Source organism: Streptomyces hyaluromycini (assembly GCF_002217755.1).
Lineage (GTDB): Bacteria > Actinomycetota > Actinomycetes > Streptomycetales > Streptomycetaceae > Streptomyces > Streptomyces hyaluromycini.
In genome coordinates, this window is sequence record NZ_BCFL01000016.1 from 416319 (window position 1) to 443127 (window position 26809).

The following is a 26809-nucleotide window of genomic DNA, read 5'->3' on the forward strand; positions in this document are numbered from 1 at the left end:
CTCGGCGGAGCCAGACTCGTGATCGACGGAGCCGGCACAACGCTGTAGGTGAAGGTCACGTTCTGGGTGCTGGTTCCCGTCGGCCCCGTGACCGTCACCCTGACCGTGCCGGTCCCTGCCGGAGTTGTGGCCGTGATCTGCGTGTCGCTCACGACGGCCACGTCGGTGGCGAGGCGTGAACCGAACCTGACCGCGATGGCGCCGGTGAAACCGGAACCGCTGATCGTGACGGCGGTGCCTCCTGCCGGATTGCCTTGGCTGGGGCTGACGCTGGTCACTAAGGGTGCCATGATGCTTCTTCTCCTTCTTGTGCCGTGCGGACGACCGCGCCCTGACCAATGACTGTTGGCCAGGGCGCGAAGGGCACCGTCGGCCGCGCCGTGCGACGCGGCCGACGGTGGCTGTGCGTGGTGCCGCCAGTCCCCCGTCCAGAACTGTCAGGTGATGGTGAAGGGGATGGTGTCGGTGCCGCCGGAGGTGGTCACGGTGATGGTTCCCGGGTTGACGGGGTCCGGGACCAGCGTGCCGCCGGGCACGGTGCTGAGGATGAAGGTGCCGGAGCTGGAGGCGGTGAGGTCCGGCTCGGTGTGAGTCCCCGTCGAGTCGGTGTAGGTGACCGACAGGAGGTTGTCGAGGCACGAGCCGTTGATCGTGACCGGGTCTCCGGCGGTGCCCGACGTCGGAGCCGTGCCCGTGAGGGTCGGCGGGTTCTGGTAGGTGACGAACGAGGTGCCCGCCGTACCCGTGCCGCCGGCTGTGGTGACCGTGATCTGCTGGGAGTCCGAGCAGCCCGCCGGGGTGTGCGCCGGCGCCGTGACGGTGACCGAGGTGTTGCTGCCGCCGGCGGCGAAGGCCACCGTGCCGGCAGAGCCCACGGTGACCTGGCCTCCGGCCGCGAAGCCGGTGCCCAGGACCGTGAGCAGGCCACCTGCGGGAGACAGGGTCGCCGGACTCGACGAGACGGTGCTCGGCGCCGCGATGACGAAGAACGACTGCCCGTTGCTCAGGGTTCCGTTCGAGAGCTTCACGCTGACCTGGACCTGGCCGGAGCACGGGGCGGTGGCGGGGACCACGAACTTGACCAGGATGTTCGAGACCGACGTCGGAGTGACGGTGGTCCCGCCGAAGTTCACCGTGGTGGTGGTGGCTAACCCTGTGCCGTTGATGTCGACGACGTCGCCGACCTTGCCCTGGTTGGTGCCGCTGGTCTCGTCCACCACTGAGGTGATGACTGCTGCCATGGGTCTCTCCTTTTGTTCGTGTCACTCTGCGCAGGGGTGCGCCGGGAGCATGAGGGCCGCGGCCACGGACCGGATCTCGTCGGCGCACAGACGCCGGGAGAAGTGGGGTGACATCGCGGGATGGGAATGCGGACCCTTGCGGGTCCCCGGTCGCCACGGCCTTGGCCGGAGGCCATCTGAGCGAGGTGGCGACTTGAGACGGGACTCGTTGCCTCTCCTGGTCTGGTGCGAGAGGGCGAGTCGTGCGCGGAACGGGACGGGCACCGGAGTCCCGGTGCTACCGAAACGCTCACCTGATGTGAGCGAACCAAAAGAGAGAAAAGCGCGATAGGTGGAACAAGAGATTTCAGGAAGCTTGTGCGACTATAAGAAAAAGCTTCGGCCTTATACTCCGTACGCCGGGGTACGCCCCTTTCCTCCCTGGAGCCCGCGATCGACTGCGTTCGAAACGCCCCGCGCCCCTGGCAGATGCCAGGGGCGCGGGGCGTTTCGAACCTCAGGGGGTCACCTCACGGTTCACCCCGTGCAGCCGGCGAGCGCCGGGACGCAGTTGTCCGGGTGGTTTCCGGAAACCGTGGTCGCGGTGAGCGTCACCGTACCGCCGTCGGAGAAGATTCCGCCGCCTTGGCCGCCGTTGGCCGTGTTTCCGGTGACGCCGGCCGCGACCAATTGCGTGGTGCCGGCATGACTGAACACTCCGCCGCCGTTCAGCGTGGCCGTGTTTCCCGATACCGGGCTGGCCGACACCCTCAGGGTGCTTCCGAAATTCGCGATACCGCCGCCGTAACTCCCCGCGGTGTTTCCGGTGATCCGGGTGACGTTGACGGTGAGGTTGCCGCCTCCGGCGAAGACACCGCCGCCCTCGAAGGTGGTCGTGACATTGCCCTGGATCGTGGCGCTGCTCAGCAGCGTGGTTCCATAGCTCGCCACACCGCCGCCCGTGTACATCGCGGTATTACCGGAGATCGTTCCGCCGGAGTACGTGAGCGTGGCGGGCGTATTGACGTGGATGCCGCCGCCGTCCCCCGCCGTGTTGCCGGTCAGATTGGTCGTCAAGAGGGTCGCCGTGCCGCCCGAGTCGACTTCGATGCCGCCGCCGATACCGCTCGCGGTGTTGCCGGTGACAGGGGACCGGCTCAGGGTAAGCGTCCCCAGGTCGAGGATGCCGCCGCCGTCAACAGCCTTTCCGCCGGAGATGGTGACCCCGCTGACCATGAGCTCCCCGCCGTGGGCGACCTCCGCGATCCGGAAGTCCGGCGCCGAGGCACCCCGTTTGACAGTCGCTCCGCTGCCGTAGATGGTCACGTTCCCGGTGATGATCGGCAGCCCGTCGGGACCGTGGGTGCCGGTCGCCGCCACTGAAGTCAGCGTGTACACGCACCCCGTGGCCAGTGCGACGGTCCCGCCTCCCGGGGCGCTGTTGGCGTTGCTGACGGCGGTGACCAGGGCTGCCGCGTTCCCGCAGGGCACGGGGGCCACGGCAGACTTCCTGCCGTCTTCCTTCACTAGGTTCTCGTCGGCGGACGCCGGGGCGGAAAACGCCCCCGCCGATACCACCAGCACCATGACGGGTATGAAAACGCGGATCGTGGTCGCGGGTCGCACGAAGTGTCTCCTTAGGCGTTCGTGAGTAGCAGCCACGACTCAGACTGCGCTGGGGGATAACGATCGGCATCCGCTCGGCTGCTGGACGAGTGACAGGGTTCTGCCGAACGACGGCTCGCCGCGGCGGCGCGCCCCGGGAGCGACGACGCGACGGAGCCGCAGACCAGCGGCACGGCGCGCCTTCGGTGCGTCAGAATTCCTGTTTCGCCCTGGCCCTCCTGGAACGGGGTACCCCGGTCGTCCGGCAAGGGAGGGAGCAAATCCGTGAACGTGCCGCACAGCCGCTGCGCCGTGTGGACATCGGCAGGACGGACGCCGAGGTATCCGCCCGCACGCCGAGGACGTGGCGCCGAAGGGATCGTTCACCGACGAGACCACGGCCTGGCGCTCAAGAACGCACGCGGTGCTCGCTCTACGGCGCTCACGGGAACTTAAATTACAATACGTCAATGCATCGCGGGTGCTCTGTTCGGGCCCGAATGCGCCCTTCCGCTACCCGACCCATCGCAGAAGAATTGAACTCCGAGCGATGCCGGCGCCGACCGGTGCACCGTCCTCGCCAACCATCGCCGGGCCGACGCCGCCCCAGGGCTCGGCGCGATCGACGCACGAGCGCGCGATTCCCGAAGGCGAAAACCTGGAGGGGGCCGTGAACCTCACGCAATTCATACTCGCGCTCGGTTCCACCTGTCGCATAACGAGATTCGTCGTCAAGGACACGCTCGCAGCCGGCTTCCGGATCCGGGTCGCGGACCGTTTCGGCGACGAGTCCAAGCTCGCATACCTCGTGACGTGCACTTGGTGCACCAGCATCTGGGTCGCCGGCGGCGTGGCACCGCTGGCTTACCACCTCGGTGAATCTCCATGGATTCAGATTCCCGCAGCGGCACTGACCTTGTCCTACCTGTCCGGAGTCGCGTCGCTCTGGCTCGACTGACGTCCCTGTTCCTCTTGGGAACAAGGACGAGCTTCTCCGGCCGGTTTTCGCGATCAGTGAACGCGACCGCCGGAATTTCGACCTCTCAAGCGTCAAGGGCCGAACCGGGCCCGCTCGTTACGTGCTGCCTTCCGACCCCAAGAGCGTAATCCCCGGCTTGTGACCCCGAAACTCGAATGGAATGGGAGAAATGGACAGAAGAGGTTTCGTCCAAGCCGGCTCGGCTGTGGGATGCGCCTTCTTCCCCCGGAGTCTCGGCCTGGCGCCCAGCCGACTGTCACAGGTGTGGACACCACCTGCGGGCCGGCCGGCGGCGGAACCTCGGTCTCCCTGTGCGGAACCACTTCCTCACCGGCACCGGCATCACCGTGGGGGGCACCCCGGTCACGCCCGCACCCGTCTTCTCCTCAGCCAGCCAGGTCACCTTCACGGCCCCGGCCCACACGATGGCCCCCAGCTCGTGCGTCGACACGGTGGACATCGCCATCGCCACGTTCGGCGGTACGAGCGTTCCGGCCGGCAGCCCGAGCCAGTTCTCGCACTACGCGGCCCCGGCTGATCCGCCGACCGGAACGGACTGACAGCACCATACGGCCCCGAGCCCCAGCACCCGGGGCAGCGGGGCGACATCACCGCCGCCTTGGCCAAGCCCCCCGGCCAAGGCGGCGGCCAATGAGACGAGCAGGAACGTCATGGCCATGAAGGAGAACCACCATGGGCTGCAACTGCGGCGGACAGTCTCACGCCCGCCGGACGATCACCGTGTACCGGCTGACGATGCCGGACGGAACCCACCGCGACTACCTCACCTCACAGGAAGCCGACGCAGCCAGAAGGCGAACGGACAACAGCGGCACCATCACCGTCGTCACCCTCACCGCCCCGGACGGACGGCAGACGTGACCGCCGTGGCAGGGGGGCAGTGGCCTTCGGCCAACCCGCGGGCCCTCCGCCGCGATGCGGCAGAGGGCCCCACCACCGGGTCGGGGCTTGTGAAGCCGACGGAGCGTCAGCGCAGCAGCACCCCCGCCCCCTCCGCCGCACTCTCCGACGGCGCCGTCACCAGCCCCAGCTCCGCCCCGGAGGCAAGGAGCCGGTGGGACGGGAGGATGCGGACCGTGTAGCCGTAGGGGCCCGTGCGGTCCAGCCCCAGCGGCCCCTCGTAGGTCCAGTGACCCTCCAGGTCCGGGCCTCCCGTCGGCTTCAGCGGTACCGTCGTCGCGTCCGTGATGCGGTCTTCCGGGTCGACCCGGCCGGAGACCGCCTGGACCTCCACGTCGTCCGGGGCGAGGTCGCCCAGGCGGACCCGGACGCGCAGGGCGAGGGTGGTGCCCAGTTCGGCGGTGGCCGTCGCGGCCGTGGTGGCGACATGGTCGACCGACACCCCGTGCCAGGCCGCCCGCACCCTGCCCTTCCAGGCGGACAGTTCACGGGCCGTGTCCTCGGTCATCGAGCGATGGGCGTGCGCCGCGGGGGTGTAGAGGCGTTCGACGTACTCGCGGACCATCCGGCCCGCGAGCACCTTGGGACCGAGCAGGGTCAGGGTCTGCCGGACCATCTCGATCCAGCGGTCGGGCAGGCCGGTCTGGCCGCGCTCGTAGAAGCGGGGAGTCACCCGCTGTTCCAGCAGGTCGTAGAGGGCGGCCGCCTCGATGTCGTCCCGGCGGTCGGGATCGGTGCCGGCGCCGTCCGCCGTCGGGATCGCCCAGCCGAAGTCGGGCTGGAACCACTCGTCCCACCAGCCGTCCAGCACCGAGAGGTTGAGGCCGCCGTTGAGCGCCGCCTTCATCCCGCTCGTCCCGCACGCCTCCAGCGGGCGCAGCGGGTTGTTCAGCCAGATGTCACAGCCGGGCACGAGCTTCTGCGCCATCGCCATGCCGTAGTCGGGCAGGAAGACGATCCGGTGCCGCACCCGCGGATCGTCGGCGAACCGGACCAGCTCCTGCACCAGCCGCTTGCCGCCGTCGTCCGCCGGGTGCGCCTTCCCGGCCACCACGATCTGGATCGGGCGGTCCGGGTGGGTCAGCAGGTCCAGCAGCCGGTCGCGGTCGCGCAGCATGAGCGTAAGACGTTTGTACGAGGGGACGCGCCGCGCGAATCCGATGGTCAGGACGTCGGGGTCGAGGACGCCGTCGATCCAGCCCAGCTCGGCGGTACCGGCGCCGCGCTGCCGCCAGGACGCCCGCAGCCGCTCCCGCACCTCCAGCACCAGCTGCTCCCGCAGGCTGCGGCGCAGCTCCCAGATCTCCTGGTCGGCGACCTCGGCGACCGCGTCCCAGCGCTCCGGGCCGCCGACGGTCAGCGCCTCCTCGGTACGGCGGTCGCCGAGCTGCCGGGCGCCCAGCCGGACCACCTCCGGTGCCACCCAGGTCGGGGCGTGCACCCCGTTGGTCACCGAGGTGATCGGCACCTCGTCGGGGTCGAATCCCGGCCACAGTCCGGAGAACATCTCCCGGCTGACGTTCCCGTGCAGCAGCGAGACCCCGTTGGCGCGCTGGGCCAGCCGCAGCCCCATCACGGCCATGTTGAAGAGGTTGGGCTCGCCGCCGGGGTAGGTCTCCATGCCGAGCCGCAGGATGTGCTCCACGCCGATCCCGGGGAGTTCGGCGTCGGCCCCGAAGTGGTGGGCGACCAGCTCCCGGTCGAAGCGGTCGATACCGGCCGGGACGGGCGTGTGGGTCGTGAAGACCGTGCCGGCCCGGACCGCCTCCAGCGCGGAGTCGAAGTCCAGCCCGGCGGCGACCAGCTCGGCGATCCGCTCCAGGCCCAGGAAGCCGGCGTGGCCCTCGTTGGTGTGGAACACCTCCGGCCCGGGGTGGCCGGTCAGCCGGCAGTACGTCCGTACGGCCCGCACACCCCCTATCCCGAGCAGCATCTCCTGGAGCAGCCGGTGCTCGCTGCCGCCGCCGTAGAGCCGGTCGGTGACCCCGCGTTCGCCGACGTCGTTCTCCTCGACGTCCGAGTCCAGCATCAGCAACGGCACCCTGCCTACCTGGGCCAGCCAGATACGGGCGCGCAGCAGTCTGCCGCCGGGCAGCGCGAGGGAGACGTGCGCGGGGGTGCCGTCGGCCTCCTTCAGCAGGGCCACGGGAAGTTCGTTGGGGTCGAGAACGGGATAGTGCTCCTGCTGCCAGCCGTCCCGGGACAGGCTCTGCCGGAAGTAGCCGTGCCGGTACAGCAGGCCGACGCCGATCAGCGGCACGCCGAGGTCGCTGGCCGACTTGAGGTGGTCGCCGGCCAGGATGCCGAGGCCGCCGGAGTACTGGGGCAGGGCGGCCGTGATGCCGAACTCGGGTGAGAAGTAGGCGACCGCGGCCGGGAGTTCGGCCGACTGGGGCCGGGTCTGGTACCAGCGGTCGCCGGTCACATAGTCGCCCAGGTCGTCGGCGACCGCGGTCAGCCGGCGCAGGAACCGGCGGTCCCCGGCCAGCTCGGCGAGCCGCGCCGGCGGCACACTGCCGAGCAGCCGCACCGGGTCGCCCTCCGAGGCTGCCCAGCGCTCGGGGTCGACGGCCTGGAAGAGGTCACGTGTCTCGGCGTGCCAGGACCAGCGCAGATTACGGGCCAGGTCACTGAGGGGGCGGAGGGGTTCGGGGAGAACGGGACGGACGGTGAACCGACGGATCGCCTTCACATTCCACCTCGACGCGAGTGCGGAGGGGGACGCACCGCGCTGTGCGTCCCGTCGTACCCGTCGACGGTAGTCGTTACTTCGAGGTTGGCGTGGGTGATCAGGGCATGCCGGGCTCGACGAATTCCAGATCGTCGGGGAGGACGTGACCGAGTTGTTCGAGGCGGCGGGCGACTTGGGTGGGGGGACGGCGGAGGCGGTGGGCGGCCTGGAGAATGTTGGTGAGGGGGACAGCCGAGCCTGCACGGAGCCAATGGTTCATCCCTCCGCGGAGGATGCGGAGAAGCGTCGCATCCTCCGCGCTCGTCCAGTCCCCTGCCGGAGGCTCCGGGACCACGTCGTAGCCACAGCGGGTCAGCACGTCGATGACCTCCTTCCGTGCCCTTAGCTGGTCCTGCGCCGCCCACAGCACGTGGTACCAGGGAACCGGACGCGCCATGTCCAGCCAGGGCTTCTCTCCTCTCAGGTCACGGCTCATCAAGATCAGCTCGCCGTAGTCTCGGGGCCGGCTCGGGTGCTCGTCCAGAGCACACACGTTGAATCCCAGATCAATCAGTCGCCGCCCGATCTCTTGGTCCGGCAGGCTGTGGTGCTTCGCCAGATCCAGCACGAAGCCGGCGGGCAGACGGAACACCGCGTCGAGAAGGCCCGCGTACTTGGTCATGTCCTCGACCAACTGCGCGCAAAGGTCCCGTTCCTCCGCCCGCGGCACCTCCGAGAGTTCATACCCGAGAGCGGTCGCCCGCTGAGCCAGATCGTCCACTTCTCTTCCGGTCTGCCGGGAGATCTCGAAGACATGGTGGAGAGGGAGAGCTCCGGCGTCCCGGCGCCACGGCGGCCGGCCGTTGCCACGCTCGCTGATGAGCGCGAGGTCCACGGGATCGGCCCGATCCGGGACGGCGCCCCGCGGCAGACGATGCCCGGCCGCGGTCAGCGCCTCGGCGATCTTGTCGGACTGCCCGGGAAACGCACCCGCCGCGACAGCCAAATGAGTACGCGGGACAGGCTGGTCGAGAGGGAGTTCGGCACGGGGATCAAGGTTTCTGCACAACACCATCCAGGGCAGGTGCTTGCGCTGCGGGGGCCACGTACCGGACGAGGTCAACCTGTCGATGTCTTCGTGGCCGGGTACCTGGAACCCGAGTCCGCCCAGCAGGCGCGCGGCCGTCCGCAGGACGAATCCGCGCCTGCTCAGGCGGGTGAAGTCCACCTCGTCGCCCGGACGGAGCCACGGCGCGACGCCGTCCGCGTCCCGGCTGAGCATCTTCACCAGCTGGGCAAGCGGCATCTCCTTCTCCCGGTCGACGACTGCGGCCAGGCGACTGAGAATCTCCTGATCGGGGAGCTGTACACCGAAGTCCCCAAGCCGCTCGACCACGTAGGCCAGCGTTCTGCCACTGCCGAGGCAGCACGCCAGTAGTTCGCCAGGTGTCAAAGCTTCGTCCGGGTCGGAGACTCGCCCCAGAATCATCTCGTCAGTGGGTCGGGCCTTGCGGACCGGAGGACGCCGAAGTACCACTCCGGCACCAGGATCGGCGGCAGACCAGGCCCGCGCCCGCCATTCGTTGAAGACGGTGTTGTCGCCCGTGATGACCATAGCCCCGCCGGCCATCCTTGCCAGCCCGACCAGCCACCGGTCAGCCGGAGAGCAGCCCACCACGGCGGTGTCCACCGGCAGAGCCGCCCCCAGGAAGGGCTGGATCGAAAACTCATGGCCGCAGGTCACGCTGCGTTCCGCGATGCGGTCGGCGAGCTCCCCCTGCCGTCCGGCCGGTGTTTTGCCATCAGGAAGCTTTCCACCCCGCTGCGGCCACCCGCCGATCATCAGCGCCTGCAGCCACTCCAACGACAGAATCCGGCCATCCCCCTCGAACAGCACGGGGATCTTCTCGGCCAGGAGCCGGCCCACGTACTCCTCGTGGTCGTCGAGGATGGTCGACCGGTCGACGCTCAGCTTGGGCGCCTGCTCACCGGTGAGGTTGACCGTGGCCCCGAAGCGGGCCTGTCCCGCCCACAGCCCGTCTGCCAGGACCGCGCCGAGGCCCGGGCACCACCACACGCCGTCCCCGGCGTCCTGGGCCGGCACCGTCTCGCCGTCCCTGGACTTCCACGCCCCCGCGTACTGGTCGGGAAAGCCCGAACCGACGTAGTCCGACAGCCTGCGGGGCTCCCACACCAGGGGATCCTTGCCGTCCTCCGCCACCCGCACCGAGAAGTCCGACACCCACAACTGTCTGCGCAGCACCTCCCCGCAGGAGATCTTCTCCTCGGGGTCACGGAGATAGAGCCGCACCTTGGTCCCGGGCCGCAGCACCGACCTCTTGGACTGGATGCTGAACAACGCGCCGGGCCCGTCGATGTGCACCACCAGCTGCTCACCGGGCTGCATGTTCTTCCCGAGCCTGGTGGTGGTCACCCGGATCTCGTCGGCGAGCATGAAGTAGCTGAGCACGCCGACCCCGAACCGGCTGTTCGGATGGAAGGTGATCCCTTCCTTCTCCCACTCCGCCCACTCGGCCAGGAAGTCCCGCTCCTCCACGAACCGGCTGCCCGCGAAGGCGAACAGGCGACGGAGTTCATGGCGGCCCATGCCGACGCCGTTGTCGTGGCACTCGATGTAGGGGCGGCCGTCCTCGACCCCCTGGGTGAAGACGATCTCGCCCTGCCAGTCGGCGGGTTCGTCCGGGTTGCGGCGGTTCCACAGCTCGGTGCGGGCTTGGCGGTACCGACACGCGTCCAGCGCGTTCTGGTACAGCTCGCGCAGCGCGAGCGTACGGTCCCGGTACAGCTGCTCACCCATGAGCAGATCGCGGACCCGGTCACCGTCGAGGCGGAACCGCACGTCAACGGCCTCGTACCGGGGTGTCTCGTCATCGTTGAGGGCGGGTGTGACCTTGGCCGAGCCGAAGCCGGCCGGAACGCCCCAGGCCGCGACGCGGGCGCCGTCCGGCCTTGCCAGGACGGCACGCACCGTACGGTCCAGGGCGTCGATGTGCTGTCCCAGGGCGAGTTCGACGGACTGGTGCGGGCACTCCACGGACAGGACCCGGCGCGAGCCGTCCGGTTGCCAGTCGAGGCTGCTCAGCGTCTCCCGGAACTCCTTGCCGTTGACCGGCTCACTGATGCCGAGGTGCTCGGCGACCAGCGACGGCAGCAGCACGGGGTCGGCCGCCATGTGGTGGGCGACGGTCAGCAGGGTGCCGATCCGGTCCCAGTCGACGGTGTGCTCCGTGCGCTGCAGTGCGGCGACGGTCTCCGACTGCGGGGGACGGGTCTGTTCGAGATCGAGGCCGATGAGGTGGACCAGCTTGCGCAGCCGGCCGGCCCCGAGTACCTGGCGGACGAGCACGGGCTCGAACTCGGCGTCGGAGGGCAGTGTCTCCAGCCCGGCGAGTCCGGACCGCCGGACCTCCTCACGCGCGGCCGGCAGTCGCAGCAGCCACTGCCGGGCCAGCCACCAGGCGACGGCGCGGGCCTCGCCGTCCCGGCCGCGTTGCCTGGCCCGTCGCTCGCGGTCCTTCAGGGCGGTGTGCCCGGAGAAGTAGCGTTCGAAGGCCGCACGGGTACCGAAGGCACGGGACTGGTCGGCGGGCGGGCCGTCCACCAGGGTCCACGGCCGGATGTCCCGGGCCTGGTAGGCGAGTTGGGTACCGAAGGCGGTGTAGAGGTAGGGGCCGAGGACGAGCAGCGCGGCCTCGGTGAGGCTGAGGTCGGGGGCGCTGCGCAGCATCGCCGCCACGCAGCTCGCCATCCGGCTCTCGCACCCCGCCGGACGCCAGATGTCACCGCAGTCGTCCAGCCACGCTCCGGCGCTGTCCGTCTCCTGCCCCCACCGGCCCACCAGGGCGACGACAGCGTCCCGCACCTGGCCGACCGCCTCGTCCCGTTGCGCCTCCGTCAGGCCCCCACGCCGCACCCGGTGCCACGCCTCGTGCTGGACGGCGGCCTTCTGCCAGGGGTGTTCTCCCTCCTGCCGTCCCGCCCGGCCCGCACCATGCGCGGGAAACAGCAGCAGGCCCTCCTTGCCGGTGGCATAGGTGATCTGCACGCGCTGGTCGGAGTGGAAGCCGTCGTCCCGGGCGATCGCGCGGACCCGTTCGCCGAGCGGGGTCTCCATCGCGTCGAGAGTGCCGGGCGCCGACGTGTCGCGGGCGATCTCGGTGAGAGCTCTGGTGAAGTACGAGAATCCGCGTGTCTCGTCGTCGGCGGGCGCGTCGGGCTCGCGGCCGTAGCCCGCGGTCTCGTAGCGGGTGCAGGCATAGACATGCGCGTATCGCGGCTGTCCGGACACGTCACGGTCTTCGTAGCCGGTGTGTCCCTTTCCCCAGTTCGCGATGGAGCCCAGGGACTTGGAACGCTCCTCGAAGGGCTCCCGGCACGCATCGACGGCGACGACGAGCTGCGTGGCCTTCGACTCCAGGAGGAACTCGCCGAACTCGATCCTCAGGCAGTGGTTCTGGAAGCGCAGCGAGTCGTACTGCGCCGGCCCGGTCACCAGGAAGTCCGAGCCGTCGGAGTGGAAGCCGTGGCCGGACAGAACCAGCAGCAGATGGTCGCCGGTCGCGGCCTTCCGCACGAACTGCTCGATCTCCTCCTCGATCACCTGGGCGTGCAGTTCGTCCGCCTCCAGGACCTTCGGCTCCTGGTACCCGGACTCCTTGAGCGCCTCGGCAAGTGCGCGCAGCTCGCCGGTGATGAACGGCATGGACCGGAAGGTGTGGTCACGGTACCGGTCCACGCCCACCAGCAGCGCGCGGAACCTCCGCTCCCGCCCGTCCGGCCCGCGTCCGCTAGCGGTCACCACCGGCCGGCCGCGGGGTCAGCGTCAGCTGGATGCCCCCGGTGCGCTGGGCCTGGGTTCCGACGCCGAGGACGACGAGCTGTCCGGAGGCGGTGAGCTGGCAGGACACCTGGACCTCGGAGATGCCCCAGCCGTCCGGTCCGGCCCGGTCGAGTCCGTCGAAGGCGTCCCGGAGCCCGTTGAGGGTGCGGGTCAGCTGTGCGTTCAGGTCAGCCGGTTTGAACGTGCGGCGGCGCACCCGGGGCTCGTCGTCGCCGCGCCGGCCGAAGGACTTGTCGCGTACGTCGTCCGGCCCGTCGTCCACCACGAGGAACTCCAGCTCCTCGGCGGTCTCCGCAACGGCCGGCTCCCCGGCATAGGACTCCATGCCCGGCTCCCCCAACCCTCACCCTCATCACGTCACGTCCGGCCGATCATAGGCCCAACTGCCAGGCACAACACCCAAGTCGACGAAACCGGGCCATCACGGTCTTGTGGCGCCCGGCCCCCCGCGAGACCCTGCCCCCCTGAGCTGAGGAGGGGGACTCGCAGCCATGGCACGGACGTGTACCCGGCGTCTGCGTCTGGTGGGGGGCTTGACCGCGGTCGTCACGGCCGCGGTGCTGTCGACGGCCACCCTGCCCGCGCACGCCGTACCGGAGGGGATCATCGTCGACGTCGGCCGGGCCGGTTCGGTCGGCGGGAGTTATCTGGTGACGCTCAAGGAGGGGATCAAGGGGGCGTCGGCGGCCGGGAAGGACGTCGCCGCCCGGTATGGGGCGAAAATAAGCCATACTTACGACAGTGTGCTGAACGGCTACGCCGTCGAGGCGAGCGCGAGACAGGCCCGGCGGCTCGCCGCGGACTCACGGGTCGCCTCCGTCGTCCAGGACAGCCGGGTGCGGCTGGAGCGGACCCAGAAGAACCCGCCGTCCTGGGGCCTGGACCGCGTCGACCAGGCGGCGCTGCCGCTCGACAGGTCGTACACCTCGCCGGGGCCGGCGGGGGCCGGCGTCACCGTGTACGTGATCGACACCGGTGTCCGCATCACTCAGGCCGACTTCGGCGGACGCGCAAGCTACGGCTGGGACTTCGTCGGGAACGACAGGTCCGCCGGTGACGGCAACGGGCACGGCACCCATGTCGCCGGCATCATCGCCGGTACCAGGTACGGCGTCGCCAAGAAGGCCCGGATCGTCTCCGTGCGGGTCCTGGACGACACCGGGGCGGGCACCACCGCCCAGGTCATCGCCGGTGTGGACTGGGTCACCGCGCACGCCCGCAGACCCGCGGTCGCCAACCTCAGCCTGGGCGGCTACCACAGCGCCCAGCTCGACACCGCCGTACGGAACTCGATCAGGGCCGGCGTGACCTACTCGGTCGCCGCCGGCAACGACGGCCTCCCGGCCGCCCGCTACTCGCCGGCCGACGTGCCGCAGGCCCTCACCGTCGGCGCCACCGACCGCAGCGACACCCGCGCGGACTTCTCCAACTACGGTCCCGCGGTCGACCTGTTCGCCCCGGGCGTGGCGATCACCTCGGACTCGTTCGCGAGCGACACCGGCAGGGCGACCTACTCGGGCACGTCGATGGCGGCACCGCACGTGGCGGGCGCCGCCGCCCTCTATCTCGCCGGGCACCGGAGGGCCACCCCGGCCCAGGTGGCCGAGGCCCTGATTGCGGGGGCGGCGGGCGGGAAGGTGTCCGGTGCGGGGCCGGGCTCGCCGAACAGACTCCTCCGGGTACCGAAGTCGTAAAGCGGTTTCTGGTATGCGATCACGCCACCGGCCCCGTTCGCCGAGAATGGGGCCGGTCTTGTGCGTAGACATACGGCTGAGTAGTTAACAAAGTGCCGGATTGCCCACCCGAATAGGGTGGGAAGGCTCCTCCGGTACACCCCACAGACACAGCACTGACACCACTCAGCGGTAAAACACCAGGTACACCCGCAGGACCCACCTCCCCACCATCCATCCGCCCACACCCTCGTTGCCGCGGACAGGAGCGGTCATGCCCGCCACGCACCATTCCTCAGCACCTCCGACCCGGCGCACGTCACCCGGCGCGCCACCCCCCGCGGACGAGGCCACCGCCGTCGGCCGCATACCCGTCCTCGACGTCCGCCCGCTGATCCAGCAGGGGCGCCGGCCCGCCAAGGCGGTCACCGGAGAGTCGTTCGAGGTCACCGCCACCGTCTTCCGCGAGGGCCATGACGCCGTCGCCGCCAACGTCGTACTGAAGGACCCGAAGGGCCGGCCCGGCCCCTGGACCCCGATGCGGGAGCTGGCCCCCGGCACCGACCGGTGGGGCGCGAGCGTCACCGTCGACGGGAAACCGGGCCGCTGGACCTACCAGGTCGAGGCGTGGGGAGATCCGGTCACCACCTGGCGCCACCACGCGCAGATCAAGATCCCGGCGGGCATCGACACCGATCTGGTCCTGGAGGAGGGCGCCCGGCTCTACGAACGGGCCGCCGCCGGGGTCCCGAAGGCAAAAAAACGGGAAATCCTGCTGACCGCGGTCGCCGCCCTCCGCGACGAGGAACGGCCCGCGCCCTGGCGCCTGGCCGCCGCCCTCACACCCGAGATCGACAAGGTCCTGGCGCGGTATCCGCTGCGGGAGCTGGTGACCGTCTCCGAGCCGTTGCCGCTGCTCGTGGAGCGCGAACGGGCCCTGTACGGCTCCTGGTACGAGTTCTTCCCCCGCTCCGAGGGGACACCACAGCGGCCGCACGGCACGTTCCGGACAGCGGCCCGACGCCTGCCGAAGATCGCGGAGATGGGCTTCGACGTCGTCTACCTCCCCCCGATCCACCCCATCGGCACCACCTTCCGCAAGGGCCGCAACAACACCCTCGACCCGGGCCCGCAGGACGTCGGTGTGCCCTGGGCGATCGGCTCCCCCGAGGGCGGACACGACGCCGTCCACCCCGACCTGGGGACCCTGGAGGACTTCCAGTGGTTCGTCGCGGAGGCCGGCCGCCACGGCCTGGAGATCGCCCTGGACTTCGCGCTGCAGTGCTCGCCGGACCACCCCTGGGTGGAGAAACACCCCGAGTGGTTCCACCACCGCCCCGACGGCACCATCGCCTACGCCGAGAACCCGCCCAAGAAGTACCAGGACATCTACCCGATCGCCTTCGACGCCGACATGCCCGGGCTGATCGCCGAGACCGTGCGGGTGCTGCGGCACTGGATGGACTGCGGGGTGCGGATCTTCCGCGTCGACAACCCCCACACCAAACCGGTGGTGTTCTGGGAGCGGGTGATCGCCGAGATCAACGCGGCCGACCCCGACGTGATCTTCCTCGCCGAGGCCTTCACCCGGCCCGCGATGATGCGCATCCTGGCCCAGACCGGCTTCCAGCAGTCCTACACCTACTTCACCTGGCGCAACACCAAGCAGGAACTCACCGAGTACCTCACCGAGCTGTCCGGCGAGTCCGCAGCCTGGATGCGGCCGAACTTCTTCGCCAACACCCCGGACATCCTGCACGCCTACCTCCAGCACGGCCACCGCCCCGCCTTCGAGGCCCGCGCCGTGCTCGCCGCCACCCTCTCCCCCACCTGGGGCATCTACAGCGGCTACGAACTCTGCGAGAACACCCCCCTGAAGGAAGACAGCGAGGAGTACCTCGACTCCGAGAAGTACCAACTCAGGCCACGCGACTGGGCACGCGCCGACACCGACGGCATCGCCCCCCTCATCACCCGCCTCAACACCGTCCGACGGAACAGCCCGGCCCTGCGGCAGCTGCGCGACCTCCACTTCCACCACGCCGACCAGGAAGCGGTGATCGTCTACAGCAAGCGGAGCGGATCGAACACGGTTCTGGTGGTCGTCAACCTCGACCCCCACCACACCCAGGAGGCCACGGTCTCGTTGGACATGCCGCAACTCGGCCTGAACTGGCACGAGTCGGTGCCGGTGCGCGACGAGCTCACCGGCGAAACCTACAACTGGGGCAGGGCCAACTATGTGCGCCTGGAACCGGGGCACCGGACCGCGCACATCCTCACCGTCCTGCGACCGTCCCCGCAGATCGGAGGGTCACCCATACAATGATCGTCAACGAACCCGTCCCGGACACCTTCGAGGACACCCCCGCCAAGGACCGGGACCCGGACTGGTTCAAACGCGCCGTCTTCTACGAGGTCCTGGTCCGCTCCTTCCAGGACAGCAACGGCGACGGCATCGGCGACCTCAAGGGCCTGACCGCGAAACTCGACTATCTGCAGTGGCTCGGCGTCGACTGCCTCTGGCTGCCGCCCTTCTTCAAGTCCCCGCTGCGGGACGGCGGTTACGACGTCTCCGACTACACCGCCGTACTCCCCGAGTTCGGTGACCTCGCCGACTTCGTGGAGTTCGTCGACGCCGCCCACCAGCGCGGCATGCGCGTCATCATCGACTTCGTCATGAACCACACCAGCGACCAGCACCCGTGGTTCCAGGAGTCGCGCAAGGACCCCGACGGCCCCTACGGGGACTACTACGTCTGGGCGGACGACGACAAGCAGTACCAGGGCGCGCGGATCATCTTCGTCGACACCGAGGTCTCCAACTGGACCTACGACCCAGTCCGCAAGCAGTACTACTGGCACCGGTTCTTCTCGCACCAGCCGGACCTCAACTACGAGAACCCGGCCGTCCAGGAGGAGATCCTCTCCGCGCTCCGGTTCTGGCTGGACCTGGGCATCGACGGCTTCCGGCTGGACGCGGTGCCGTACCTCTACCAGAGCGAGGGCACCAACTGCGAGAACCTCCCCGCGACGCATGACTTCCTGAAGCGGGTGCGCAAGGAGATCGACACGCAGTATCCGGACACCGTGCTGCTCGCCGAGGCGAACCAGTGGCCGGAGGACGTCGTCGACTACTTCGGCGACTACCGCAGCGGCGGGGACGAGTGCCACATGGCGTTCCATTTCCCGGTGATGCCGCGGATCTTCATGGCCGTGCGCCGGGAGTCCCGCTACCCCGTCTCGGAGATCCTCGCCAAGACCCCCGCCATCCCCTCCGGCTGCCAGTGGGGCATCTTCCTGCGCAACCACGACGAGCTGACCCTCGAAATGGTCACCGACGAGGAACGCGACTACATGTGGGCCGAATACGCCAAAGACCCGCGTATGCGCGCCAACATCGGCATCAGGCGGCGGCTCGCCCCCCTCCTCGACAACGACCGCAACCAGATCGAGCTCTTCACCGCGCTCCTGCTGTCCCTGCCCGGCTCGCCGATCCTCTACTACGGCGACGAGATCGGCATGGGCGACAACATCTGGCTCGGCGACCGCGACGCCGTGCGCACCCCCATGCAGTGGACCCCCGACCGCAACGCCGGCTTCTCCTCCTGCGACCCCGGACGGCTCTACCTGCCGACCATCATGGACCCCGTCTACGGCTACCAGGTCACCAACGTCGAGGCCTCCATGTCCTCGCCGTCCTCCCTGCTGCACTGGACCCGCCGGATGATCGAGATCCGCAAGCAGAATCCTGCCTTCGGACTGGGGTCCTACACCGAACTGCAGTCGTCGAACCCGGCGGTGATCGCCTTCCTGCGGGAGTACGAGGACGACCTCGTCCTCTGTGTGCACAACTTCTCCCGGTTCGCGCAGCCGACGGAGCTGGACCTCAGGCGGTTCAACGGCCGGCATCCGGTGGAGCTGTTCGGCGGGGTGCGGTTCCCGGCGATCGGCGAACTGCCGTACCTGCTGACCCTGGCCGGGCACGGCTTCTACTGGTTCCGGCTGCGCTCGGAGCCGGCCTAGCGGCGGACCTGGTGGGGAGCGCCCCGTAGGGGCGCGGGGAACTGCGCGACCGGCCCCCACCGGCCCGCAGACGAAGAACCGCACACCCAGCGGAGCGCTCACGCACAGTCCACCCCGGGCGGCGGCGGTTGGTTTCCTCCGGCCCGCCCGGGGCACGCATCACTAACGCCCCCGACGACCGGGGAAAGGACGTACCGCCATGGCGGAAACGGTCAGCCCGTCCACTCCCGCTCTCCTCGCCTCGCTCGACCCCCTGCTGCGCGAGTGGCTGCCCCGGCAGCGCTGGTTCGCCGGCAAGGGCAGCCCGGTCACGGGCTTCTCCCCTGTGGCCCAGACCGAACTCCTGCCGTCGGACGGCCGGCTGGGCCTGCACCACCTGCTGGTCCGCGCCCACCAGCCGCCGGCCCCCGCCGAGGCCGGCGACTGCTACCAGCTCCTCATAGGCGTGCGCGAGGCGCTGCCGCCCCGGCTGGCGCCCGCGCTGATCGGACACGTGACCGACGGCCCGCTGGCCGGACACACGGTCTACGACGCCCTGTACGACCCCCGGCCCGCCGAGGTGCTCCTGGAGGCCCTGCGCACCCGGGCCCGCATCGGCGGGCTGCGCTTCGAGCGCGACCCGGACCGGGAGATACGCGACGGGCTGGTGGCCCGGCTGATGACCGCCGAACAGTCCAACTCCTCGGTCGTCTACGGAGATACGTTCATCCTGAAGCTTTTGCGCCGGGTCGTGCCCGGCGTCAACCCCGACCTGGAGCTACCGCTGGCCCTGGCCCGCGAGGGCTGCGCCCGGGTACCCGCCCCGACGGCCTGGCTGCGGGCGGAGCTGGCCGACGAGCCCGCCGAGCCGTACGTGCTTGCCGTGCTCCAGCCCTTCGTACGCGGCGCGACCGACGGCTGGGAGCTGGCGTTGCGCGAGCTGGCCAAGGGCGAGGACTTCACAGCCGAGGCACGGGCGCTGGGGCGGGCCACAGCCGAGGTGCACACGGCGCTGGCCCGGGCGCTGCCGACCGTCACCCTCGGGCACAGTCAGCTGGAGCCTCAGGTCGCGGGCATGACCGAGCGGCTGGCGGCGGCCGTACAGGCGGTACCGGCGCTGCGGCCGTACGAGGACGGGCTGCGGTCCGCCTACACCGCGCTGGCCGACCTGGCCACCGAGGGCCGCACCTGGACCGCCCAGCGCATCCACGGCGACCTGCACCTGGGGCAGTGCCTGCGGGCACCGTCCGGGGAGTGGTCGCTGATCGACTTCGAGGGGGAGCCGGCCCGTCCGCTGGCCGAGCGCCGGATGCCGCAGCCGCCGCTGCGGGACATCGCCGGGATGCTGCGCTCCTTCGACTACGCGGCCCACTCGGTGACTCCGGCGGCCCCCGGCTGGGCGCGGCTGTGCCGGGCGGCCTACTGTTCCGGCTATGCCGAGATCTCCGGCGTCGACCCGCGCACCGATCCCGTCCTGCTGCGGGCCTACGAGACCGACAAGGCCGTCTACGAGGTCGTCTACGAGGCCCGGCACCGCCCTGACTGGCTTCCCGTCCCGCTGTCGGCCGTACAACGCCTCGCCACCTCCGACCCGACCTGATCTCCGGGAGACGCGTCCGTGACCTCCAAGAACCCCGTGCCCCTGGCCGCAGACGACCGTGACCGGCTGCTGCACGGCACCCACCACGCCCCGCACTCGGTGCTCGGCGCACATCCGGTCCCGGGCGGGATCGCCGTCCGCGCGTTCCGCCCGTACGCCCGCGCGGTGACGGCCGTCGCGGGGCAGGACCTGCGGGCCGCACTGCACGACGACGGCGACGGCTTCTTCTCCGCCCTGCTCCCCCTCTCCGAGGTGCCGGTCTACCGCCTGCTGGTGGAGTACGACGGGACGGTCCAGGAGACCGAGGACGCGTACCGCTTCCTGCCCACGCTGGGCGACGTGGACCTGCACCTGATCGGCGAGGGCCGGCACGAGCGGCTGTGGGAGGCGCTCGGCGCGCATCCGACGACCCACCAGGGCGTGCCGGGCACCCGGTTCTCGGTGTGGGCGCCGAACGCGCGGGGCGTGCGGCTGGCCGGCGGTTTCAACTTCTGGGACGGCACCGGGTACCCGATGCGCTCGCTCGGCTCCTCCGGGGTCTGGGAACTGTTCCTGCCGGGCGTCGGCGAGGGCGAGCTGTACAAGTTCGACATCACCCGCCCGGACGGCTCCCGGACGCTGCGGGCGGATCCGATGGCCCGGCGTACGGAGGTCCCGCCGCACACGTCGTCGATCGTCCACGCGTCCCGCCACGAGTGGACCGACGCGGAGTGGATGACGCACCGGGCCGACACCCCCGTCCACGAGGCCCCCTTCTCGGTCTACGAGGTGCACCTGCCGTCCTGGCGCCCCGGCCTGACCTACCGCGAACTGGCCGACCAGCTACCGGCCTACGTAAGCGACCTGGGCTTCACGCATGTCGAGCTGATGCCGGTCGCCGAGCATCCCTTCGGCGGCTCCTGGGGCTACCAGGTCACCGGCTTCTACGCGCCGACCTCCCGGCTCGGCACCCCCGACGACTTCAAGTACCTGGTCGACGCGCTGCACCGGGCTGGCATCGGGGTGCTGATGGACTGGGTGCCGGCGCACTTCCCCCGGGACGACTGGGCGCTGGCGGAGTTCGACGGGCGGCCGCTGTACGAGCACTCCGACCCGCTCCGGGCCGCCCACCCCGACTGGGGCACCCTGGAGTTCGACTTCGGCCGCCGCGAGGTGCGCAACTTCCTGGTGGCGAACGCCGTGTACTGGTGCGAGGAGTTCCACATCGACGGGCTGCGGGTGGACGCCGTCGCCTCGATGCTCTACCTCGACTACTCGCGCGAGCCGGGCCAGTGGACGCCGAACGAGCACGGCGGCCGGGAGAACCTGGACGCGGTGGCGTTCCTGCAGGAGATGAACGCGACGGTCTACCGGCGGGCGCCCGGGGTGGTGACCATCGCCGAGGAGTCGACGGCCTGGGAGGGCGTGACCCGCCCCACCGACGGCGGCGGTCTCGGCTTCGGCCTGAAGTGGAACATGGGCTGGATGCACGACTCCCTCGCATACATGTCCCATGAGCCGGTGCACCGCAAGTACCACCACCACGAGATGACCTTCTCGATGGTGTACGCGTACAGCGAGAACTACGTCCTGCCCATCTCCCACGACGAGGTCGTGCACGGCAAGCGCTCGCTCGTCTCGAAGATGCCCGGCGACTGGTGGCAGCAGCGCGCGAACGACCGCGCCTACCTGGCCTTCATGTGGGCCCACCCCGGCAAGCAGCTCCTCTTCATGGGCCAGGAGTTCGCCCAGGGCGCGGAGTGGTCGGAGGCGCACGGCCCCGACTGGTGGCTGCTCGACCCGGGGTACGGCGCCGAGGCCGATCACAGGGGCGTGCGCGACCTGGTCCGCGACCTCAACACGGTGTACCGCGCGACCCCGGCCCTCTGGCAGCGGGACACGGCACCCGACGGTTTCCAGTGGATCGCGGGGGACGCGGCCGAGGACAACGTGTTCGCGTTCCTCCGCCTGGACGCCGAGGGCACGCCTGTCCTCTCCGTCTCCAACCTCTCCCCCGTGGTCCGCGAGGACTACCGCCTCGGCGTCCCGGACGAGATCCCCGCCTGGCACGAGACCCTCAACACGGACGCGGCCCGGTACGGCGGCAGCGGCGTCGCCAACCCCGACCCGGTCAAACCGGAGCACCAGCCCGCCCACGGCCGCCCGGCAAGCATCCGCCTGACCCTGCCCCCGCTGGCCACGGTGTGGCTGCGGCCGGCTTGACATCACCGACCGGGCCCGGAGTCAGTCCCCGGGCTCGGCCAACGCTTCGACCATTTCGGGTAGTTCACGGAGGATCCGGAGCGTGCGTGGCACGTCGCGAGCGATCGAGTCGGCCTGGCCACGGCTGAACGCGACCGGCGCCACCTCTTGGTGCGCCCGGTCCGCCATCCGGTCGAGCAGTTCCTTCGTCAGGCGCGACTCGTCGAGCAGCTTGCCGACCTGCTCGACCAGTTCTTTCGCGAGCTGCTCCAGAGAGGTGCCGTCCGCCAGGCCCGGTGGGGGTGTCGAGGCGTCGGACGAGGCGGTCTCCTGGTCCGCAGCGGAGGACTCCGTGGGAACGGGTACCGCCCCTCCGCTCTGCGACGGCGAAGGGGAAGGGGAAGGGGAAGGGGAACCCTGCGTGCCCGGGGCCTTGGCCTTGGTGGACCGCGTCCCCGTCGCCTTGGGGAACTCACGGTTGAACCACGTACGGTTCATGGGGTCGACCAGCGCTTCCCCGGACTGACTCACCCTTCTCGGTTTGCGGTCGCCCTGGTCCATGGCTCGGGCCAGTTCCCTCAACACCGCGACGGCCTGCTGACGGTTGTTGTTCCGCAGGGCGTTCAGGGCATTGCGCACGGTGCGTCGTACGCGGGTCGCTTCCTTTCCCTCGTCCTCGTCGCCGGCTTTCTGACCTGCCAACGAGCCTCGGTCGGCTTCGATGATGCCGAAGGCGGCAAGCCAGTGCGCGGCGCGGTAACTCACGATCTCCTCGAACGCGGCGCCGTCCTTGTCGGCCGCCTCCAGTAGCTCTCTCAGCGGGCGGTCGGACGGCTTGACACCGTCGCGCACCTCCGATGCCTGGAACACTTCGCCGACACGCGGATTCCAGGCCTTGGGATAGCTCTCCGAGGTCAGTGCAGACCAGGCGCGGGCCCGCAGGTTCACTTCCGTGGCGGTGAGTTGGGACGGCGGTGATTCGCTGAGCACACGTCGGATGACGAAGCGCTTGGCACGCTCAGCGGGAAAGAGTTCTCGCAGCAACAGCATCGAGCGTAGATCCCGGAGTTCACTCACCGAGCCGTTGTTCGCCGCGCCGGGCAGGTCGGTGACCGGCGCAGACCCGCTGAGGACTTCGGCGGTCCTCTCGTCCAGGAGTCCCTCCGCCACGTACGCACCGAGAACACTACGGGCGAGGGCTCGCCCGCGGTCGTTCTGAGTGAATTCCAACGGCGGGTGAACGTGATCGCGCCGGTTGCTCATCTGAGCAATGCGGTAAAGCCGGTGGGGAGCGGTGCTGCCCACCACCAACTGGGCCTCGACGACGGCCACCTTCATCGCGCGGATCGCACGGGAGGAACTCTCGGGATCCCACTCCGCTGCGGTGGCGTATTCCTCGTTGAGGGTTTCCGAGAGCTTCCCCAGCCATTCCTCGGGGTCGAAGACGAGGGTCTCGCCCTCGCCGCCGAGCCGTTTCAAGGGAACGCCCGTCAACACCTCGGCAGAGCTGACTCCGAAGATCTCCTGTCGCTCTTTCGTCCGGTTGTTACCGCGGACGGCCATCCATCCCCAGTACTCGGCGGGGTGCAGCGGCTGGCCGTTGTCGTCCGTGAGCGGCGCCTCAGCCAGCTGGAACTGCTGCGCGACGAAGAGCCCGGGCTCCAGCTGGCCGTTGAGCACGAGGTCCTGCTGCAGGTTGTAGGGGCGATGCCCGACACGCTTGCCAAGGGCTTCGGTGGCCAGCTCCACATCGGCGACCAGTTCCGCCCTGCTCGCCACGGAGCTTCGCAGCGCAGCGAAGGCCTGTTCCCTGCCATCGGGAGCCGACCGCGTCCAGGCGTGCACCTGGGGCAGGGAGCGCCGCTCCTCGGTGGCCTCGGAAGGATCGGCCAGCGAGTGCCACGCCGAGCTGATCCGTTCGTTGTTCTCCCAGACCACGCCTCCGACACCGTGCATGCGGACGGTGACGACCGTCATGCCTCCGGCGTCCGTGCCGATCCGGCGCAGGGCGCTCTCCGTCAGCCTGCGCCGTCCCGCGCCATCGGCCGCGCCCAGAAGGCGGCCCGGTTCCACCACGAAGGGCGCGATGTTCTGCAGCGCCTCTCGCGGAACGTTGACGCCCGGAGTGGCCTGCACCGCCTCGATCCACTCCTCCTGCTCCTGCTGCGCGGCGGGCAGTGGAAACGGACGCTCGACTTCGGCCATCAAATCCCCCAAATCTCCGAAGAGATACAGTATGAGGGAATGAGAGCAGGATCAGGCGAATGACGTATTACGATCAGAACTGACCGATCAAGGTCAACCTTGGTCAACTCCTGAAGAAATCGGACAGGCGTCCAAGAATGAAGAGAAGAATGGAGAGGCAGGCCGCCCATATTCCACGCCTGACCTGGCTCCGTTCCATCTTCTCGAGCCGACCCATCACCTCGGCCAGCTGCCTCAGCACTCTATCCAGAGGCTTCTCTTCGTCGTCACTCGGATCGCTCATGGCAGGAGGTTCGCACCTCGACTGCGAGGTGTCGAACCGGAGTCGAGCACCCCACAAACGGCTCGTCACCCGCCGGAAGACGGCCCGAATGTCAAACGGTGACAGATATGAAGAACATAGAGAGCGATCCCGCGAGAGTTCACCCACCCAAGGGCCACCTTGGCACCCTGAGCATCACCCGCAGTACAGCTTGGGCCATATCTTTCAAATGCTAATTTCCGCGAACCCCACCCTCCCGCATGAAGGCCAGAACAAAGGATCGCCCCATGCAGGCGGGTGGTCACGCCTCAATTCTCTTGCCCTTGAGGTCAATCAGCGGTATAGGCCGCCGCATCCAGCCCCTTCGGCAGCGGGCCGGTGTGCAGCACGCCCAGCCGCTGGGTGGCCCGGGTGAGGGCCACGTACAGGTCGCTGGTGCCGTAGCGGCCCGGTTCCACGACCAGTACCGAGTCGAATTCAAGACCCTTGGCCTGGCGCGGGTCGAGGAGGACGACGGTCCGGGTCAGGTCGGGGTCGGTGCCGGCCGTGACGCCGTCCAGGCGGGCGGCGAGGGAGCGGTGCAGGTCGCGCGGGGCGATGACGGCCAGGCGGCCCTCGGCGGGGGCGAGTTCGGCGACGGCCTTCTCGACGGCGCCGGGAAGGTCGTCCGTGGAACGCACCCACGGCCGTACGCCCGTCGAGCGCACCGAGCTCGGCGGCTCGAAGCCGGGGTTCTCCGCGCGGACCACGGCCGCCGCGAGGTCCATGATCTCGGAAGGGGTGCGGTAGTTGACGCCGAGGCGGGTGTGGTCCCAGCGGTCCTCGACATACGGCCGCAGGATGTCCGCCCAGGAGCCGACGCCCGCCGCCTCCGCGGTCTGGGCCGGGTCGCCGACCAGGGTCATCGAGCGGGTCGGGCTGCGCCGCATCAGCAGCCGCCAGGCCATCGGCGACAGTTCCTGCGCCTCGTCCACGATGATGTGCCCGAACGCCCAGGTGCGGTCGGCCGCCGCCCGCTCGGCCGCGCTGCGGAAGTCCTCCTCCTCCTGGCGCTCGGCGAACCGCTCGGCGTCGATGATGTCGTGCGCGGACAGCACCTCGGAGGCCTCCGGGTCGCTGTCCTCCTTGTCGTCGAACTCGTAGGTGCGGGAGGCGTAGGAGACGTCGAGGACGCCCTGGGCGTAGGCGATCTGGGTCTCGCGCTCACGCTCGGCGCGGGCCCGCGCGACCCGCTCGTCCACGCCGAGGAGCTCCGCCGCCTCATCGAGCAGCGGCACGTCCGAGACCGTCCATTTCCGCGTCACCGGGCGGCGGATCGCGGCCGCGTCCTCGTCGCTCACGTAACCCTCGGGACCGGCGAGGAAGTCGGCGACCAGGCGCTGCGGGGTCACCCGCGGCCACAGCTGGTCGATGGCCGACCAGACCTCGGGGTTCTCGGCGAGTTCGTCGCGGATCTGGGTGATGTCGGCGGGGTCGAGCAGGCTGCTGCCGTCGAAGGGGTCGGTGCCCACGCGTTCGGCGTACAGGTCGGTGAGGGTGTTGAGGATGTGGCCCTCGAAGTGCTCGCGGGCCACGTTGTGCGGGAGCCGGGCGGCGCGGGTGCGTTCGCGGGCCATGTTGACCAGGCCGTCGTCGAGCATCAGCACCTCGCGGTCGTGCTCGATCGTGAGGACCGGGTCGGGCAGCGCCTGGCGGTCGCGTACGACGGCGGCCAGCACGTCGGCCATGTCGGCCCGGCCCTTCACGGCGGCCGCCTCGGGGGTGTCGGCGGCGGTCGCCCGCACGCCGGGGAACAGCTCGCCGACCGTCGCCAGCAGCACGCCCGTCTCGCCCAGCGAGGGCAGCACCTCGCCGATGTAGCCGAGGAAGGCGGGGTTGGGGCCGACGATCAGCACGGCCCGCTTGGCGAGCAGTTCCCGGTATTCGTAGAGGAGAAACGCGGCGCGGTGCAGCGCGACCGCCGTCTTCCCCGTACCCGGGCCGCCCTCGACGACCAGGACCCCGCGGTACGGCGCCCGGATGATCTCGTCCTGCTCGGCCTGGATGGTCTGCACGATGTCGCTCATCCGGCCGGTGCGGGCCGAGTTGAGCGCGGCGAGCAGCACGGCGTCGCCCGAGGGGTCCTCGTGGCCGGTGCGCTCCCGGTCGCCGAGGTCGAGGATCTCGTCGTGCAGGGCGGCGACCCGGCGGCCGTCGGTGGCGATGTGCCGGCGGCGGCGCAGGCCCATCGGGGTGTGGCCGGTGGCCAGGTAGAAGGGGCGCGCGACCTCGGCGCGCCAGTCGATGAGGACGGGGGTGCGCTCGGCGTCGTCCAGGCGCAGCCCGATCCGCCCGATGTGGTGCTTCGTACCGGAGGTCAGGTCGATGCGCCCGAAGCACAGGGACCCGTCCACGGCGTTCAGCGCGGCGAGCAGCCCGGAGCGTTCGGCGACCAGGATGTCCCGCTCCAGGCGGGCCTGCATCGGCTTGTCGCCGAGGGCGAGGGCGTCCGCGACCGAGTCCTCGGTGTCGCCGCGCAGGGCGTCCACCCGTGCGTACAGTCCGTCGATGAATTCCTGCTCGTGACGCAATTCATCGTCCGGAAATTCGGTGTTTGACAATTCCACTCCCGCCCGGATATACTGTG

Annotated in this window: 16 protein-coding genes; 8 read left to right on the plus strand and 8 right to left on the minus strand. The window is 69.8% G+C overall.

The window, feature by feature from the left end; genetic code table 11:
* The 3 genes from SSP29_RS01920 to SSP29_RS01930 all read right to left on the minus strand — a co-directional run.
* On the minus strand, window positions 1–290 hold a 290-nt coding region (locus SSP29_RS01920), incomplete at its 3' end, for an IPT/TIG domain-containing protein (protein ID WP_174855928.1).
* Between the two features lie 147 nt (window positions 291–437).
* Entirely contained in the window at window positions 438–1241 is an 804-nt protein-coding gene (locus SSP29_RS01925) for an IPT/TIG domain-containing protein (RefSeq protein WP_089098681.1), read from the minus strand.
* Between the two features lie 516 nt (window positions 1242–1757).
* The gene (locus SSP29_RS01930; RefSeq protein WP_150133391.1) at window positions 1758–2720 is read right to left on the minus strand and encodes a right-handed parallel beta-helix repeat-containing protein; all 963 of its coding nucleotides are present in this window, start codon (window positions 2718–2720) and stop codon (window positions 1758–1760) included.
* Between the two features lie 655 nt (window positions 2721–3375).
* On the opposite strand from SSP29_RS01930, the gene SSP29_RS01935 reads away from it, so the two are divergent.
* The 3 genes from SSP29_RS01935 to SSP29_RS01945 all read left to right on the plus strand — a co-directional run bounded on the left by SSP29_RS01935 (window position 3376) and on the right by SSP29_RS01945 (window position 4686).
* Complete coding sequence (locus SSP29_RS01935; RefSeq protein ID WP_150133392.1) at window positions 3376–3783, plus strand: DUF1360 domain-containing protein; 408 nt, start codon at window positions 3376–3378, stop codon at window positions 3781–3783.
* Between the two features lie 332 nt (window positions 3784–4115).
* The gene (locus SSP29_RS01940) at window positions 4116–4364 is read left to right on the plus strand and encodes a hypothetical protein (protein WP_089098684.1); all 249 of its coding nucleotides are present in this window, start codon (window positions 4116–4118) and stop codon (window positions 4362–4364) included.
* A 133-nt stretch (window positions 4365–4497) separates the two neighbouring features.
* Window positions 4498–4686 (plus strand): DUF7196 family protein, encoded by a 189-nt coding sequence (locus tag SSP29_RS01945; RefSeq protein WP_089098685.1) that lies wholly within the window; start codon window positions 4498–4500, stop codon window positions 4684–4686.
* Window positions 4687–4792: 106 nt separating this feature from the next.
* On the opposite strand, the gene glgP is transcribed toward SSP29_RS01945, so the two are convergent.
* From glgP to SSP29_RS01960, 3 genes are all read right to left on the minus strand, one after another.
* The gene (gene glgP / locus SSP29_RS01950) at window positions 4793–7417 is read right to left on the minus strand and encodes an alpha-glucan family phosphorylase (RefSeq protein WP_089098686.1); all 2625 of its coding nucleotides are present in this window, start codon (window positions 7415–7417) and stop codon (window positions 4793–4795) included.
* Window positions 7418–7514: 97 nt separating this feature from the next.
* Complete coding sequence (locus tag SSP29_RS01955) at window positions 7515–12119, minus strand: wHTH domain-containing protein (RefSeq protein WP_245882997.1); 4605 nt, start codon at window positions 12117–12119, stop codon at window positions 7515–7517.
* Window positions 12120–12204: 85 nt separating this feature from the next.
* Complete coding sequence (locus tag SSP29_RS01960; protein WP_089098688.1) at window positions 12205–12582, minus strand: Pepco domain-containing protein; 378 nt, start codon at window positions 12580–12582, stop codon at window positions 12205–12207.
* Window positions 12583–12748: 166 nt separating this feature from the next.
* On the opposite strand from SSP29_RS01960, the gene SSP29_RS01965 reads away from it, so the two are divergent.
* From SSP29_RS01965 to glgB, 5 genes are all read left to right on the plus strand, one after another.
* Window positions 12749–13951 carry a S8 family peptidase gene (locus SSP29_RS01965; protein WP_089098689.1) on the plus strand — a complete coding sequence of 401 codons (1203 nt, stop codon included), beginning with the start codon at window positions 12749–12751 and terminating at the stop codon, window positions 13949–13951.
* Window positions 13952–14204: 253 nt separating this feature from the next.
* Window positions 14205–16259, plus strand: a complete 2055-nt coding sequence (locus tag SSP29_RS01970; protein WP_089098690.1) for an alpha-1,4-glucan--maltose-1-phosphate maltosyltransferase — start codon at window positions 14205–14207, stop codon at window positions 16257–16259.
* Window positions 16256–17956 carry a maltose alpha-D-glucosyltransferase gene (gene treS, locus SSP29_RS01975; protein ID WP_089098691.1) on the plus strand — a complete coding sequence of 567 codons (1701 nt, stop codon included), beginning with the start codon at window positions 16256–16258 and terminating at the stop codon, window positions 17954–17956. The genes SSP29_RS01970 and treS overlap by 4 nt, the downstream gene beginning before the upstream one ends.
* Window positions 17957–18155: 199 nt before the next feature.
* Window positions 18156–19535: a maltokinase N-terminal cap-like domain-containing protein gene (locus tag SSP29_RS01980; RefSeq protein WP_089098692.1), complete on the plus strand. Its 1380-nt coding sequence runs from the start codon at window positions 18156–18158 to the stop codon at window positions 19533–19535.
* A gap of 18 nt (window positions 19536–19553) precedes the next feature.
* Complete coding sequence (glgB, locus tag SSP29_RS01985; RefSeq protein ID WP_089098693.1) at window positions 19554–21737, plus strand: 1,4-alpha-glucan branching enzyme; 2184 nt, start codon at window positions 19554–19556, stop codon at window positions 21735–21737.
* A gap of 21 nt (window positions 21738–21758) precedes the next feature.
* Here glgB and SSP29_RS01990 read toward each other — a convergent pair whose 3' ends face one another.
* Window positions 21759–23921 carry a hypothetical protein gene (locus tag SSP29_RS01990; RefSeq protein WP_089098694.1) on the minus strand — a complete coding sequence of 721 codons (2163 nt, stop codon included), beginning with the start codon at window positions 23919–23921 and terminating at the stop codon, window positions 21759–21761.
* Window positions 23922–24512: 591 nt separating this feature from the next.
* Window positions 24513–26783 carry a HelD family protein gene (locus SSP29_RS02000; RefSeq protein ID WP_150133394.1) on the minus strand — a complete coding sequence of 757 codons (2271 nt, stop codon included), beginning with the start codon at window positions 26781–26783 and terminating at the stop codon, window positions 24513–24515.
* Window positions 26784–26809: the final 26 nt, after the last annotated feature.

What these genes read in the sequence shown, in the direction of transcription:
- SSP29_RS01945 (WP_089098685.1), top strand. Translation starts at nt 4,498, where the DNA reads ATGGGCTGCAACTGCGGCGGACAGTCTCACGCCCGCCGGACGATCACC.
- SSP29_RS01960 (WP_089098688.1), bottom strand. Translation starts at nt 12,582, where the DNA reads ATGGAGTCCTATGCCGGGGAGCCGGCCGTTGCGGAGACCGCCGAGGAG.
- SSP29_RS01970 (WP_089098690.1), top strand. Translation starts at nt 14,205, where the DNA reads ATGCCCGCCACGCACCATTCCTCAGCACCTCCGACCCGGCGCACGTCA.
- SSP29_RS01925 (WP_089098681.1), bottom strand. Translation starts at nt 1,241, where the DNA reads ATGGCAGCAGTCATCACCTCAGTGGTGGACGAGACCAGCGGCACCAAC.
- SSP29_RS01980 (WP_089098692.1), top strand. Translation starts at nt 18,156, where the DNA reads ATGGCGGAAACGGTCAGCCCGTCCACTCCCGCTCTCCTCGCCTCGCTC.
- treS (WP_089098691.1), top strand. Translation starts at nt 16,256, where the DNA reads ATGATCGTCAACGAACCCGTCCCGGACACCTTCGAGGACACCCCCGCC.
- SSP29_RS01955 (WP_245882997.1), bottom strand. Translation starts at nt 12,119, where the DNA reads ATGCCGTTCATCACCGGCGAGCTGCGCGCACTTGCCGAGGCGCTCAAG.
- SSP29_RS01965 (WP_089098689.1), top strand. Translation starts at nt 12,749, where the DNA reads ATGGCACGGACGTGTACCCGGCGTCTGCGTCTGGTGGGGGGCTTGACC.
- SSP29_RS01990 (WP_089098694.1), bottom strand. Translation starts at nt 23,921, where the DNA reads ATGGCCGAAGTCGAGCGTCCGTTTCCACTGCCCGCCGCGCAGCAGGAG.
- SSP29_RS01935 (WP_150133392.1), top strand. Translation starts at nt 3,376, where the DNA reads ATGCCGGCGCCGACCGGTGCACCGTCCTCGCCAACCATCGCCGGGCCG.